The 13,171-nt window shown below is 68.5% G+C and carries 15 protein-coding genes; 8 read left to right on the plus strand and 7 right to left on the minus strand.

Features of this window, described 5'->3' with window-relative positions; all coding sequences use genetic code 11:
* The first annotated feature begins 352 nt into the window (after positions 1 to 352).
* Entirely contained in the window at positions 353 to 934 is a 582-nt protein-coding gene (locus EIZ44_RS12935; protein ID WP_051729444.1) for a TetR/AcrR family transcriptional regulator, read from the plus strand.
* A 4-nt stretch (positions 935 to 938) separates the two neighbouring features.
* Here the strand turns inward: EIZ44_RS12935 and EIZ44_RS12940 are convergent, their stop codons facing one another.
* Positions 939 to 1,520, minus strand: a complete 582-nt coding sequence (locus EIZ44_RS12940) for a TetR/AcrR family transcriptional regulator (RefSeq protein WP_134728755.1) — start codon at positions 1,518 to 1,520, stop codon at positions 939 to 941.
* A gap of 31 nt (positions 1,521 to 1,551) precedes the next feature.
* Between EIZ44_RS12940 and EIZ44_RS12945 the strand changes: the two genes are divergently transcribed.
* On the plus strand, positions 1,552 to 1,947 hold the full coding sequence (locus EIZ44_RS12945) for a PaaI family thioesterase (RefSeq protein ID WP_205673129.1): 396 nt from the start codon (positions 1,552 to 1,554) through the stop codon (positions 1,945 to 1,947).
* 6 nt (positions 1,948 to 1,953) lie between these two features.
* Here EIZ44_RS12945 and EIZ44_RS12950 read toward each other — a convergent pair whose 3' ends face one another.
* Together EIZ44_RS12950 and EIZ44_RS12955 are read right to left on the minus strand one after the other, a co-directional pair.
* Positions 1,954 to 2,727, minus strand: a complete 774-nt coding sequence (locus tag EIZ44_RS12950) for a hypothetical protein (protein ID WP_134728757.1) — start codon at positions 2,725 to 2,727, stop codon at positions 1,954 to 1,956.
* A gap of 58 nt (positions 2,728 to 2,785) precedes the next feature.
* Positions 2,786 to 3,991, minus strand: coding sequence for an MFS transporter (locus EIZ44_RS12955; protein WP_240691282.1), 1,206 nt, complete (start codon positions 3,989 to 3,991; stop codon positions 2,786 to 2,788).
* 87 nt (positions 3,992 to 4,078) lie between these two features.
* Between EIZ44_RS12955 and EIZ44_RS12960 the strand changes: the two genes are divergently transcribed.
* Positions 4,079 to 4,720, plus strand: a complete 642-nt coding sequence (locus EIZ44_RS12960; RefSeq protein ID WP_338081062.1) for a hypothetical protein — start codon at positions 4,079 to 4,081, stop codon at positions 4,718 to 4,720.
* Positions 4,721 to 4,795: 75 nt separating this feature from the next.
* Here the strand turns inward: EIZ44_RS12960 and EIZ44_RS12965 are convergent, their stop codons facing one another.
* Positions 4,796 to 5,458 carry a nuclear transport factor 2 family protein gene (locus tag EIZ44_RS12965; protein WP_205673130.1) on the minus strand — a complete coding sequence of 221 codons (663 nt, stop codon included), beginning with the start codon at positions 5,456 to 5,458 and terminating at the stop codon, positions 4,796 to 4,798.
* 76 nt (positions 5,459 to 5,534) lie between these two features.
* Between EIZ44_RS12965 and EIZ44_RS12970 the strand changes: the two genes are divergently transcribed.
* Entirely contained in the window at positions 5,535 to 6,317 is a 783-nt protein-coding gene (locus EIZ44_RS12970; protein WP_134728759.1) for an AraC family transcriptional regulator, read from the plus strand.
* Positions 6,318 to 6,320: 3 nt separating this feature from the next.
* Here EIZ44_RS12970 and EIZ44_RS12975 read toward each other — a convergent pair whose 3' ends face one another.
* Entirely contained in the window at positions 6,321 to 7,625 is a 1,305-nt protein-coding gene (locus EIZ44_RS12975; protein WP_134728761.1) for a carboxylesterase/lipase family protein, read from the minus strand.
* Between the two features lie 10 nt (positions 7,626 to 7,635).
* The gene (locus tag EIZ44_RS12980) at positions 7,636 to 8,541 is read right to left on the minus strand and encodes an MBL fold metallo-hydrolase (RefSeq protein ID WP_134728763.1); all 906 of its coding nucleotides are present in this window, start codon (positions 8,539 to 8,541) and stop codon (positions 7,636 to 7,638) included.
* Positions 8,542 to 8,644: 103 nt separating this feature from the next.
* On the opposite strand from EIZ44_RS12980, the gene EIZ44_RS12985 reads away from it, so the two are divergent.
* Positions 8,645 to 9,520, plus strand: a complete 876-nt coding sequence (locus EIZ44_RS12985; protein ID WP_134664772.1) for a helix-turn-helix domain-containing protein — start codon at positions 8,645 to 8,647, stop codon at positions 9,518 to 9,520.
* Here the strand turns inward: EIZ44_RS12985 and EIZ44_RS12990 are convergent.
* Positions 9,508 to 9,906: a hypothetical protein gene (locus tag EIZ44_RS12990; protein WP_134664774.1), complete on the minus strand. Its 399-nt coding sequence runs from the start codon at positions 9,904 to 9,906 to the stop codon at positions 9,508 to 9,510. The genes EIZ44_RS12985 and EIZ44_RS12990 overlap by 13 nt on opposite strands.
* A 939-nt stretch (positions 9,907 to 10,845) precedes the next feature.
* On the opposite strand from EIZ44_RS12990, the gene EIZ44_RS12995 reads away from it, so the two are divergent.
* The 3 genes from EIZ44_RS12995 to EIZ44_RS13005 all read left to right on the plus strand — a co-directional run bounded on the left by EIZ44_RS12995 (position 10,846) and on the right by EIZ44_RS13005 (position 13,045).
* Positions 10,846 to 11,076, plus strand: coding sequence for a DUF397 domain-containing protein (locus EIZ44_RS12995; RefSeq protein ID WP_009081852.1), 231 nt, complete (start codon positions 10,846 to 10,848; stop codon positions 11,074 to 11,076).
* 157 nt (positions 11,077 to 11,233) lie between these two features.
* Positions 11,234 to 12,136, plus strand: a complete 903-nt coding sequence (locus tag EIZ44_RS13000) for a helix-turn-helix domain-containing protein (protein WP_037817938.1) — start codon at positions 11,234 to 11,236, stop codon at positions 12,134 to 12,136.
* Positions 12,137 to 12,166: 30 nt separating this feature from the next.
* A complete protein-coding gene (locus EIZ44_RS13005; protein ID WP_336159317.1) occupies positions 12,167 to 13,045 on the plus strand; it encodes an SAM-dependent methyltransferase in 879 nt (292 codons plus the stop codon).
* Positions 13,046 to 13,171 lie beyond the last annotated feature (126 nt).

The following is a 13,171-nucleotide window of genomic DNA, read 5'->3' on the forward strand; positions in this document are numbered from 1 at the left end:
CGGTAACAGCTATTTCGTCACAGAGTGCCGCGTCTAGCGCGCGGCGTGAAGAAAAACGGTGAAAACACCTGAATCCCCCTAGCGCTCGACTCCCCAATCTGACGCTGGAACAAAACACTACCGAACGTACCCGCAATCGGCCAAACGTCTTCCCGTCATGTCACTGAGATGGCGTAACCGCTCTCGGAGCGTCGCCGGCGTTACTGCCAGCCGGAGGAGCCAGCGCCGCCGAATGCCGCCGCGTGCTTTCCTCCCTTGCTATTCCGCGGATATCGCGCTCCCGTTTCGGAATACCGGCCGGTGCCGGACTGGTAGAATCGCGGGACAACCGCGGACAGGAAGGACCCGCGCGGTGTCACGCGCTGCAGAGCCGCACCCGCCCGTCGAACGCCCCGGCGCCTACCGGAGCCGCTTCACCGGCGCGCTGGAGTCGCTGCTCGCGGAAAAACGCTTCCCGAAGATCACGATCGGCGACCTCGTCGGCCGCGCGCACACCTCCCGCCGCGGTTTCTACGAGCACTTCGATTCCAAGGAAGCCTGCCTGGCCGCCCTGCTCAAGGAAGCCGTCGCGACCGGATCCGCGCAGGTAGCCGCGGCGGTCGACCGCACCGCGCCCTGGCAGACGCAACTCCGCCAGCTCGTCACGGCGTGGATCGGCGTCGTCGAGGCCCGGCCCGCGCTCATGCTGAGCTACCTTCACGACGTGCCGCTGCTGGACGCTCCGGACCTGAACCACGACGCGTACATCGACGTCGCCCGCGCCATCTCGGCAGGCAACGAATTCCGCGCGTCCGGCGGCGCTCCGCTGTCGCGGGCCCGCGCGCTGATCCTGTTGGGAGGACTGGAAAAACTAGCCGAGGACGCACTGCGGCATGGTGATGCGGTGCGCACCGAGGAAGCGGTGCAGGCCGCGATTCTTCTTGCCGCTTCGTAATATCTCAGTTCACCTGAACTGAGACCGCATCCACCAGCGTCCGATACACCTGCTGACACCGCCGAATCCGCACCGGACGCGGATCGTGCGCGATCTCTTGCCCCAGCGCGGTAAGCGATCCCAGCAACGCGATGGCAAGTTCTTCGAGACCGCTGCCAGAACCGCCCGCTTCGCGCAGCAACGCGACAGTCGGCTCCCGCCACCACTGTTCGTCCAGGTTTCGCCACCGTTCCTGGCCCAGCACGGACGGGCCGTCGACCAGCAGGATCCGCCCGACCGCCGGGTCCGCGCACCGGCGCAGGAAGAGCGAACCGGATGCTTTGAGCCGGTCGGACGGCGTCGCCGTGCCACCGGAGCGGGACCGCAGCACCCGGTGCAGGTCGGCGTGCACCTGCTCGACCACGGCGTGGAACAGCTCCTGCTTGTTCTCCCAGTGGTGGTAGACCGCGCCGGTGGTGATCCCGGCCGCGGCGGCGATCTGGGCCAGCGAAGTGCCCGCGTAGCCCTGCTCGGCGAAGCGCAGCCGCGCGGCCTCGACCAGGTCGTGGCGGGTGGTCCGGGACCGTTCCTCGTTCGTTCGCCGCATCCATCTACCTAATCATGTTATGTTTCTGAGCGTGGACACGGTGCGGGCTCAGGAGATCATCGACAGCAGCCCGTTCGGGCCGTGGTGGGGTTTGGTGGTGAAGTCGGTCGAACCGGGCGCCGCGACTCTTTCCCTGCCCGCCCGTCCGGAATTTTTCCGCCCCGGCAACGTCCTGCAGGGCGGCTGCGCCATGATGCTCGCCGACGTCACCTGCTGGATCGCGATCCTCTCCGCGCTCGGTCCCGAGGAACCGGCCGTCACGGTGAACATGACCACCGCGTTCCTCGGCGCCGCGCGGTCCGATCTGACCTGCGAGTCGTCCCTGACCCGGACCGGCCGCCGCACGATCTACGGCACCGCGACGGTCACCGACGCCGCCGGACGGCAGGTCTCCCACCACACGCTGACCTACCTGCGTCCAAGCTGAAAGACATCAGCTCAGCACGACCCATCGCTCCCCCGGCCGGTCGACGACGGCGGGCTGCCAACGCGGACCGACCGCCGCGGCCAGTTCGTCACCCCGCGCGATCAGCGAGCTGACTGCGGGTTCGCCGACCACGATCACCGCCGACCAGTCGACGTGCGCCAGGAGATGGTCCTCGCCGACCCCGAACTGCGTGCCCAGGAGCGCGACCACGTCGTGGCCGGTGTCGGGGCTCGACTGGATCCCGCGCGCATCCGGGACTTCGGCATCGGTTTCCGCGAAGGAGTCCGCCGATTCCTCTCGTTCCGCAGACCACACGTGGTCGTCAAGCCGATCGATGCGGCGGCACAGGTCGAATGCCTGATCGTCGGACAGGCGCAGGGCGACGCTGCGGCCGTCAGTCAGCGTGAACGTCAGCTCCGCCTCGGGGATCCCGGCACTGCCCGGTTCGGCCTCGACGGTCCCCGCGACGTCTCCGAACAGCACCAGCTCAGCCGGGCTTTCCTGTCCTTGGCCCAGCGACGGCAGGTTCGCGGCCATTTCGAGGAGGGAGTGCGCGGCGGTCCAGAGCGCTTCCTTGTCGCGAAAATCCTTGCGGCTCCGGCTCAACGTCCGCCCGATCCCGGCCGGTTCGACGTAAGCCTCCACCCGGCCGGTGCCGACACTGTCGTCCCAGGTCGCGGTGACCGTGACGTCGTTGGCGAGGCGTTTGCGATAGTCCTCGACCCGGTCGTGCCGGGCGAGTTCCCAGCCGTCGGCCTGCTCCGGCCAGTCGTCGTTCACCGATGGGTCCTCTCGAAGGGCGCTGCGGATACGGCTCTCCGACGTGCCGCGCGCGTTCCTAGTTCCGCGCCGCGACCGATTCCACGCCCGCCGCCGGATGTTCCGCGCCCTGAGCGAGCAGCGTGATGGCACCCGCGGCCACGATCACCGCAGTAGTAACCAACGCGGTCAACGGCCAGCCGAGCCGCTCCGCCGCAGTCGCGCCGAACCCCGTGCCGAGGCTTCCCCCAGCGAAATACACCACCATGTAAGCACTGTTGAACCGCGCGGGCGCACTTGGCTCAATCGCCAGCACAGTGCTCTGATTCGCCACCTGCGCCGCGAAAAGCCCCGCGTCAAACAGCGCCAAGCACAGTAACGTTGAAACAGTACTCGGCAACGCGAGAGCCAGCACCGCACTGGCCGCTCCGGCGAGACTCAGTCCACAAAGGATCACTCGGCGCGCGCCCACGCGATCGGTCCACGCTCCCGCGATTCGGGTAGCGAGAATTCCTAATATGCCAGCGAAAGCGTACAGCCCAATCCGCTCGGCAGGGTACGAAAAGGGCGGCTTCGACAGGGCAACCGCGATCCCAGACCACACCGCGCAGAACGCGAAGAACCAGAGCGTTCCCCGTACCGCCGCGAGCCGAAGCACCGGATATCGCCGGTATAGTCCCGGAATCGAGCGCAACGTGGCAAGGTAGCCGCGATTGTTCGTACCGGCCACCGTAGGAAGCACGAGCAGCACCGCCACCGCGACCACCGCGCATCCGGCGGCGAAAACGCCCAGCATCGCGCGCCAGCCGATCAGGTCGGACAGCCAGCCGCCGACGATGCGGCCCGCGAGAATGCCCGCTGAGATTCCGGCGGTGACGATTCCCAGCGCGGTAGCGCGCCGGTCCGGGCTCGCCAGGCGGGCGGTCACCGAACTCAGCCCGGCCCCTACCGACGAGAACGCGCCGAGCACGCCGAGCACCAGGCCGAGCAGCCACACCTGGCCGACGATCGCGTTCAGTCCCAACGCGACGGCAAGCGCGCCGAACTGCGCCGACAGCACGTAGCGCGGCGGAAACTGGTCGACGAGCGGCACCAGCAGCGCCAGTCCGCACAGGTAGCCGACCGGTCCGCAGGCGAGCGCGACGCCGACCGAGCCGAGCGACGTGCCGAGCGCTCCGCCGACCTCGGCGATCGCGGGCTGCAGCGGGTAGACGGCCGCGGTGCCCAGCGCAGCGGCGAGTGAAATGAACCAGACGACAGGACCGCGAATGTTCTCCGAATGCACGGGCCGAGCGTAGAAAGGACCGGACGCGAACGCTGGCGAAAATCCGCCATCACCCGAAGGACCGGACAAGGCGCCGCGGTTTGTGGGATGATCGAGTTCCATGACGACACCACCGCGGTCGCCGCGCTCCGGAAAGTTGCCGAGCCGACCGGTCCGATCATGACCGGCGAGCGGGCGCGGCAGATCGACGTCGGCCGTCTGCCCGAGGACGTCGCAGACCTCATCGAGTCGCTCAGACCGGGCGAGAATCTAGTCCTCACCAGGGACGGCAACCCAGTCGCGACGGTCTCCAGCACCGGTGCCCGGCCTGAACCGCCGCGGACGGACTACGACGACGTGACAGTGGTCGCCACCGCGATGAAGCTGTCGGCCTCGGCCCGGATGTCGCTGTCCGCCGAACTCGGCTCCGACTACCTCGTGCTGGACCTGCACTCGGCGCCGGCGACCGCCGACGTGCTGCTCGTGCCGCCGGTCAGCCCGCAGCTGATCGGCGGCCTGCGGGCGCAGTTCCCGAAGGCGCGGGTCGTCCTCGCCGAGGTCGACGACCCGGAACTGGGCGTCAGCTACCACGGACCGGTCCGGCGGCTGCTCGACGCCGGCGCGGAGACCTACCTGACCTCGGCGAACGTCCCGCATCTGGCGCGGCAGCTCGACCACGCGGTCACCCGGCGGCAGCAACTCGGCGGCGGTTCGGCCGCGCCGTTGGAGATCAGCCCCGCGGACTCGTGACCGCTACCGGCCGACGCCGCCGGACACGTCGAGCCTCGCGCTCGCCGATGCGGCCGAACGCGGTCCGGCTGCCAGTCATGCGCGGACTCCCCGCAACCAGGTGCGGCCTTCTTCGATGATTTCTTGTTCCCGCTTGCTGAAACGAGTCGGGCAGGTATCGGGCACTTGATGTCCGCTGCGCTCCAGCAGATACGCCAACGCGGCGTACTCGCGCGGATGCCGAAGCGGATCAAGATCGTCGGTAGGTCGAATCCCGTAGGGATAGGTGAAGCCGCCCATGTCGTAGACGGAATCGCGGCGCGCGATGCGCCAGACGCCGTCCCGGCGGTCGATCCGGTCGAGGAATCTGTTGTGGACGGTCACGCCGATTCCCAGTTCGAGGTGATCGGCGACGAGCATCGCATTGGTCTCCACGAAGGCACGGTCGCCGGCGGCATCGATGACCGGAGTGCCGATGAAGTGCTTGCTGCGCAACGGCCCGCCGCTCATCCGCCGTGATCCCTCGACAAAATCCTTGGCCGGTCCGGAAAACCACAGGATCGTCAGGGTCGCGTCGTCGTGGAAAAGCTTCGCCAGTGCGTCCCAGTCCTCCCGGTCGCGATGGATCCAGCCGGTCGTCAAGTCGGCGATCGCCTGCCGGTCGGCGGCGGGCACTTCTTCCGGCATAGCGATTCTCCTGATCTCGAACGGAATACACACCCCTGCCTCACCAGCTTCGCCCGGCGGAAAACCCGCCACCACCGCCCGTCGGACAGCCGATACCGGGATCCCGCCAAGATCACCGGCAGGCCGTTCGGCGGTATCCTGGGAGCCGATGCCGAAACGCCGCCACCTCTGCTGGTCGGGCGACGATCCCATCCAGGGCCGCTGGTCGCTGGCCCACGGGGAAGGGGTCGCCGCGCATCGGCACGCGCGGGGACAGCTGCTGTACGCGGCGAGCGGGCTGCTGGCCACCACCACCGAGCGGGGCACGTGGGTCGCGCCCGCGGATCGCATCTCGTGGACGCCGCCCTCCTTCGAGCACGGCCACCGCGCGTACGGCGAGACCGAGATCAGCATTCTCGAAGTGCCCGCCGAACTGTGTTCCGCACTCCCCGCCACGCCGACCGTCTTCACCGTCTCGGCGCTGCTGCGCGCCGCGGTCCTGAAACTGACCGGCGGCGCGCCCCTGCGGCCGGACGTCGGCGACCGGCTGCTCCGGGTGCTGGTCGACGAGCTGACCGCACTCCCGGAGCAGGCGGTCTACCTGCCCGAACCCGCCGACGACCGGCTCCGCGCGGTCACCGATCTCCTGCGCGGGAACCCAGCCGAAACCGCCACGCTCGGCGAACTCGGCCGGGCGGTCGGGGCCAGCGAGCGGACACTCAGCCGGCTGTTCCGCACGGAACTGGGGATGAGCTTCTCGCAGTGGCGCGCGCAGCTGCGGATCCAGCACGCGCTGGTGTACCTCGGACAGGGCCGTTCGGTGACCGACACCGCGCTGCGCTGCGGATGGGCCAACCCGACCAGCTTCATCGAGACTTTCTCCGCCATCCTCGGCCAGACACCAGGCAGCTACCAAACCGAACTCCGACGCCAGACCGCCATGACTCGGTGAGAATCAGCCGAACCGACGCAGTTCACCCTCCGCCCAGCCCGGCTCCCCGGTCCGCGCGAACGCGACCCACGCCGCGTGCACCTCCGCCGCCAAACCAGCCGGAGCAGCGGATGGGCCCAGCAGCCCGGTATCGCCGTGCAGCCACGGTTCATCCGCGAGATCGAAGACAAACGGCAGCTCGACGGTATGCGCCGCGCCGAGCCGTCCATCCAGCGCTGTGGAACGGTAGCCGAACGAGTAGACATACGTGCGGCCGCCGGTTGAGGTCTCAGCGTGCGCCTGTGCCATCCGAGCGGTGCCAGCCCCGAACAGCAACTCGCCCAGCTGGTCGGCGGTGGCGTCCGGCTTTCCTTGCGGCACCAGGTAAAGCCGTCCCTCCTCGGTGTTCGTGCCGATCAGCAGATCGACATCGCCGACCAGGCTGTCGGCGGGCTGCACCGGCAGAACCAGGCTGAACGGACTGAGCCCGGCGAGCGGATCCGCAGCGGTCGCGGTGTGCAGGTCCAGCCCGGCGAGCGCGGGCAACATCTCCAGGAACCGTTCGTCGGGAATCTCCCCGAACGCCGCCGCGGTCGGTTCGACGCCCAATGCGGCAGCCGCAGCCGTGGTAACCCGTTGCGCCTGCTCCGGAGTGAACGCACCCGTGCCGCTTCCACTTTGGACAATCGCGCGCCGGAACAGTCCGACCGCCTCCGGGGTAGCGAGCAGCGCGCAAGTGAGCGTCGCCCCCGCCGATTGCCCGAACACCGTGACGTTCCCCGGATCCCCGCCGAACGCGGCGATCGAATCGCGCACCCACCGGAGTGCGGCGAGGACGTCGAGCAGCCCGCGATTGTCCGGAGCTCCTTCCAGCGCAAGGAAACCGGGGATGCCGAGCCGGTAGTTGACCGTCACGAGGACGATCCCGTCGCGGGCGAAGGCGCTGCCGTCGTAGAGTGCGGCGCGGGTCGAACCGGTGACAAACCCGCCGCCGTGCACGAAGACCATGACTGGACGGTTACCAGCGTCCGCCGCTGGGGTACGCACGTCGACCGTCAGATATTCCTCGCCGGGAACCCAGCCCGGGCCGAAGTACGGGGTCATGTCGAGTAGCCCGAAGTCGCGCGTGGGTTGCGGAGCGGTCGGCGACGGCTGGGTACCGTCGCGGACTCCGGACCAGCCCGGATGCGGTTCCGTCGAAGCGAACCTGCTCGGCCCGATCGGGGCCGCGGCGTAGGGAATGGACCGGTACAGCTCGCCCGCCGCGTCGCGAAGGCCGCGCACCGCGCCCGCCGCGGTCTCGACGACCGGATGTTCTTGCTGAGACACGAGAATCCCTTCAGGAGATCCGGGAGAACCCGGCCCACTTCTTGATCGCGAACTTCGCCCCGTCCCGCTCGACCTCCGCCGCGCCGGAACCGGCAAAGTGCGCCGGGAACAGCAGCGCGTTGTCGTCCGCGGCGCGGCCGAGCAGGGTGCGCCGGGTCGCCCGCGCCTCCGCCGGGTCCTCGCAGAAGCAGGAGTTGGTCTCCGGCTCCGCGATCTGCAGCGGGGTGTGCACCAGATCGCCGACGAACAGCGCCCGGTCGCCGCCGGAGTCCAGCGTCAGCACGGAGGAGCCGGGAGTGTGCCCGGGCGCGAGGTCGAGCCGCAGATTCCGGTCGATCCGGTGCGTTCCGTCCCACAGCTGGACCTGCCCCGCCTGCCGCACCGGGGCGACGCTGTCCTCGAAGACGTTCTGGTTCCCGCGCCCGAGGACGGTCTCGTTTTCGTTGGCCGGATCCCAGAAATCGAAGTCCCGCAACGGCATCAGGTACGTGGCGTTCGGGAAGGTCGGCACCCAGGCGCGGCCGTCGAGCCGGGTGTTCCAGCCGACGTGGTCGATATGCAGGTGGGTGTTGATCACGACATCGACGTCCTCGGGCGACACACCGGCGGCGGCGAGGTGATCGAGGTAGCTGGTGTCGAGGCGGTTCCACACCGGCGCGTACGGCCGGTCCTTGTGGTTGCCGACGCCGGTGTCGACGAGGATCGTGCGGCCCTCGCTGCGCAGCAGCCACGACTGGATCGCCGACTGGCATTCGCCGGTCTCCGGATCCCAGAAATCGGGGGCCAGCCAGCCGCGATGCTCGTCCCACGAGCCCGCCGGACTGTCCGGGAAGAACTGGTCCGGGGTCATCTCGACCGACCCGGAGAACTCTTTGACGCGGGTGACCGTGACGTCGCCCAGCATGATCTCGTCCATGCGACCGAGCCTGCGCGGACCGGTGCGCCCGGACCACTCCCGCGTTTTCCTACCCCGCGCAGGGGGTGGCAGTGATATCTCACCGCGGCGGATAGTGGAACCCATGACCGCTGGCCCGCTCGGAGACTTCCTGCACGCACGACGCGCCCGGCTGCGCCCCTCCGACGTCGGACTGCAGGACGTCGGACCCCGCCGCCGGGTCGCCGGACTGCGCCGGGAAGAGCTGGCGCACCTGGCCGGCGTCAGCGTCTCGTACTACACGCGGCTGGAGCAGGGCCTCTCGCGCGGCGCGTCCGCCGAGGTGCTCGACGCGATCGCGCGCGCCCTGCAACTCGACACCCACGAGCGAGCCCACCTGGACCGCCTCGCCGAGGCGGCGCGCCGCACGCCCCAGCCGCGCCGTCCCCGCCCGGAGAAGCTGGCCGACGAAACCCGCGACCTCCTCCGCGCGCTCGACGGCGTCCCGGCGCTGGTGCTCGGCCGCCGGACGGACGTCCTGGCGTGGAACCTGCTCGGGCACGCCCTGCTGGCCGGGCACTTGGACCTAGGCCAACGCCCCAACCTGAGCCGGATGCTGTTCCTGGACCCGCACTGCCGCGAGCTGTACGCGGATTGGAAACGCAAGGCCCGCGCGGTGGTCGGCAACCTGCGCATCACCGTCGGGAAACACCCGGACGACCCGCTGCTGGCCGAGCTGATCGGCGAGCTGACGATGAAGAGCCCGGAGTTCGTCTCGCTGTGGCAGGACCACCGGGTCGGACCCTGTGACGCCGATTCGTACGAACTGCGACACCCGGTGGTCGGCCGGGTGACGGTGACCCAGCAGACGCTGTCGGTGGCGCGGTCGCCGGAGCAGGTGCTGATCGTGTGCACCACTCCGCAGGGGTCGGCCTCGGAGGAGGCGTTGACGTTGCTTCGGCAGGTCAGCGCCCCGGCGGGCCTTCCGGAAACGGCCGAATACGACACCTACCGGCGATGACTCGGCCGGGCCGGGTTGAACAGCACGACGCTGCAGATCAGCACCAGCCCGGCGACCGCGACCCCGACCACCGGGCTGATCAGCAGCGCCACCGCGCTGATCACGCTCGCGGCGAAGGACAGTTGCAGGCACCCCCACAACACCGGTGCCAGCCACGACAGCGTTTCCGACGCCGCGCACACCCACCGGCCCCTGGCGACCGGCTTGCGGTGCCGCCCCGGGCCGCGGCGGGCGAAGACTTTCGTGGCGGCGGCGAGCATCTCGTCGCGGGTGGCGATCCGTTTCCCGCCGCGGGCCGGGGCGACGGCAGCCCCGAATTCGACGCGTTCCACCCTTCCGGCGTGGTCGTCGTCTAGCGGATCGGTGTTCTCCGGCGGTACAGTCATCGCGTCTGTTCCTTTGCCTAGAAGCTGGTTTCAGACAACTCCGTGGCCCCCTGTTCCAGCAGGGGGCCACATCCATCTCTCCGGGCGCGCGGCCCGGTTCGATACTTCTCATCTTGACCACGAGCGCACACAGAACTCGATACCCACTGACGGTCGTCTCGCCCAGCGGCATCCAGCTGTCGGTTAACGGCAAAGAGACACGACGAACTACCGTGCGCAATATCGTCCGCCGGTTCTGCCGGACGGCGCCGGTAACTTCGGCGACAACGAACTCCCCGGCCGAACTCCGGCTCGCAACCGTCCCAACCGGGTCCGACCTGCGTTAACAGGCACGGCACAGCACTGCACGCGAAGCCCCGGCAGCGAGCGAAACCCTCGTCGGACCGGAAGACGGCGGCGATTCCTAGCGCAGCGAGAACAATTTTTCATCACTCACAAGAGTGGTAACCTGTGCTCGACGGGAACCGATCACCGAGAACTGCGACCGCAGCGCCACCGGATGCCACAGGGAGCTCTGACCAGTGATTTTCCCGAAAAAATCCGGACCGGCCAAGAATATTGGCATTCAGCCAACCCGTCGCCGCGTTCTCCGTTTATCGCAGACCGCACGGCATCTGCCGACTGGAATATGCATACCTGCCCCGCCTAGGCAGAATATTCTGACATGCCTTGCCCACCGACTTCCGGCGCCCCGGCGACGGTCCGCCGGAAAGCTCCCGACCGGCCGCTAACACCGCGGCATCGGACAGATCCCAGCCAGGAAAAGGACATCGCCCATCACTGCGATCACCGCGAGAAAACTGTCCCGACGCCAAACAGGTGAACCTATCGGGCCATTTCGGCACGGTGCAAGTCCGCGCCTTGCTTCGCCCTATTCCCTCCTCGATCCTGAGGTTCGAATATTCCGAAGAAGGTCATCGGCTTGACAAGGACGAAACCATGAGTTCCTACGATCCGAACACCGTGAGTTCTTCGCTCGACGACGCGGCCTGGCAGCGGCCGTCGGCGTGCGGCGGCAACGGCGGCGACTGCGTCGAGATCAATCTCAGCGATCCCGACGTCGTCGCGGTGCGGGATTCCAAGATCGGCCGTTCTCCCGCCCTGGTTTTCGACAATCGGGAATGGGCCGCATTCGCCGGCGCGCTGCGCGAGGGGCAGTTCGACCGCTGATCGCGCACAGATCGCCCGCCCCGGTCCCCCATTCGGCGCCGCCTCCGGACAACCGGGCGAACCCGTCCGTCCTGGCCGTCGGTAATGCGAGGGACTATCATGATTTCGTGCCCGGAAAAGGTGTGGTTTTCTCCCCCGATCGGACGGCTCGCGCCTCGTGAGCCGGCTTTCCGTCGAGGCCCAGCTTGTCGAACTGGGCAAAATTCTCGTCGCCGCCCGCGTCGAACGCGGGCTGACCCAGGGCGAACTCGGCGACGCCCTCGGCTACACGCAGCCGAACATCAGCAAGATGGAGCGCGGCAAGACGCGGATCCATCCGCATTTGCTCGACAAATGGATCGACGTCCTGGAGATCGATTCCGCCGAGGCGGAGCGGATGCGGCACTACAACCTGGCCGCCCGCGCCGACCGGGTGTGGAACGCGCGGCGCCTCGCGGCCAGCCCGGCCTGGTTCCATCCGGTGTTCGAGGCCGAGCAGGAGGCCGCGATCATCCTGAAGTGGACCGGCGAGCGCATCAGCGGGATGCTGCAGACCGAGGACTACATGATGGAGCAGTTCCAGGCCTACGGCCGCACGGACGTCACCGACGCCGTGCACGAGCGCAAACTGCGGGCCAAGCTGCTCGACGACCACCCGGACCGGACGTACAAGTTCCTCCTCAGCGAAAGCGCGGTCCACCGGCTGACCCGGGCGCGCACGGACAATCCGTACGTCGCGCTCGGCCAGGTCCGGCATCTGCTCGCCCTCGCCCGCACCCGCCCCTGGGCGACCATCCGGTTCGTGCCGTTCGACAAAGGCCCGTTGCACGTCGGCCCCGATTTCACCATTTTGCAGTTCGTCAACAGCAAACTCGACCGTTCTTTCGCCGAAACGTCGAACGGCGTCCAGTCTTTCCTCAACGACACCGAAACGTACGACACCGATCTGCAATCATGGGAATCCCTTTCGAGTGTCGCCCTTTCGGCGGAGGAATCGGCAATTCTGCTCGAAGAAGCCGAGGCGGATCTGCTCAGCGTCCGGCCGCCCTCTCCCCGCCGGGCCGGAGAGACGCTACGCTGATCCCGCGCCGTCGACCACGAGGAGAAACTGGTGACTGGCCTGGAGCACGAGTCCTTTCCGCCGCCGGGGATCGATCTCAGCCGTCCCAGCGTGGCGCGGGTCTACGACTATTACCTCGGCGGAACCGCGAATTGGGAAATCGACCGGCAGTTCGCCGGGCGGATGCTGCGCGATTATCCGACGGTGCGCCCGATCGCCCAGGCCAACCGCCGATTTCTGCACCGCGTGGTCCGGCATCTGGTGCGCGCCGGAATCCGGCAGATCGTCGACCTCGGATCCGGCGTCCCCACGATGGGGCACGCGCACGAAATCGCCGAGCAGATCGCGCCGGGCGAGGTGAAGGTCGCGTACGTCGACTGCGAACCGGTCGCCGTCGCGCATTCCACCAGCCTGCTGCGCGAAAAGGGCGACCCGGCCCGGCACGTCGCCCTGCACGCGGACCTGCGCGACCCGCGACGGCTGTGGTCCCTGCTCGCCGGATCGGGCGTCATCGACCTCGACCAGCCGATCGCTCTGCTGCTCATCTGCGTCCTGCACATCGAGCAGCCACCCGTGCCCGGCAGCGAAAGCACCGCGGACCTCGGCCCCAGCGTCGCCGCCGAGTACCGCGAACTCCTCGTCCCGGGGTCGTATCTGGCGCTGTCGCACGTCACCGACGAGGGCGTCCCGCCGCACTGCGAGCAACTGCTGGCCGACGCCAAACAGCGTTACGCCGCCGCGGGCACCGACCTCATCTACCGCGACCGCGCCGAGATCACCGCGCTGTTCGGGGACTTCACCCTGCTCGAGCCCGGCGTCACCTGGACCCCGCTGTGGCATCCGGAGGAAGCCGGCCCGGACGACCGGACCATCCCGCTCGACGCGGCGAACGAGTCGCTGCTGCTCGCCGGGGTGGCCCGCAAGGAGTGAGCGCGGCGCCCGCGACCACGGCCGGTGGTCGCGGGCACTCCCGCGAGCGGCCGGGCGCGGCAGGTAGGCTTCACCAGTGTTTCGCCAGGTGATGTGCGCGGTCTGATGGCAAATACCTACCCCCCC

Origin of the sequence: Amycolatopsis nivea, assembly GCF_004522235.1 — a bacterium.
GTDB lineage: Bacteria > Actinomycetota > Actinomycetes > Mycobacteriales > Pseudonocardiaceae > Amycolatopsis > Amycolatopsis nivea.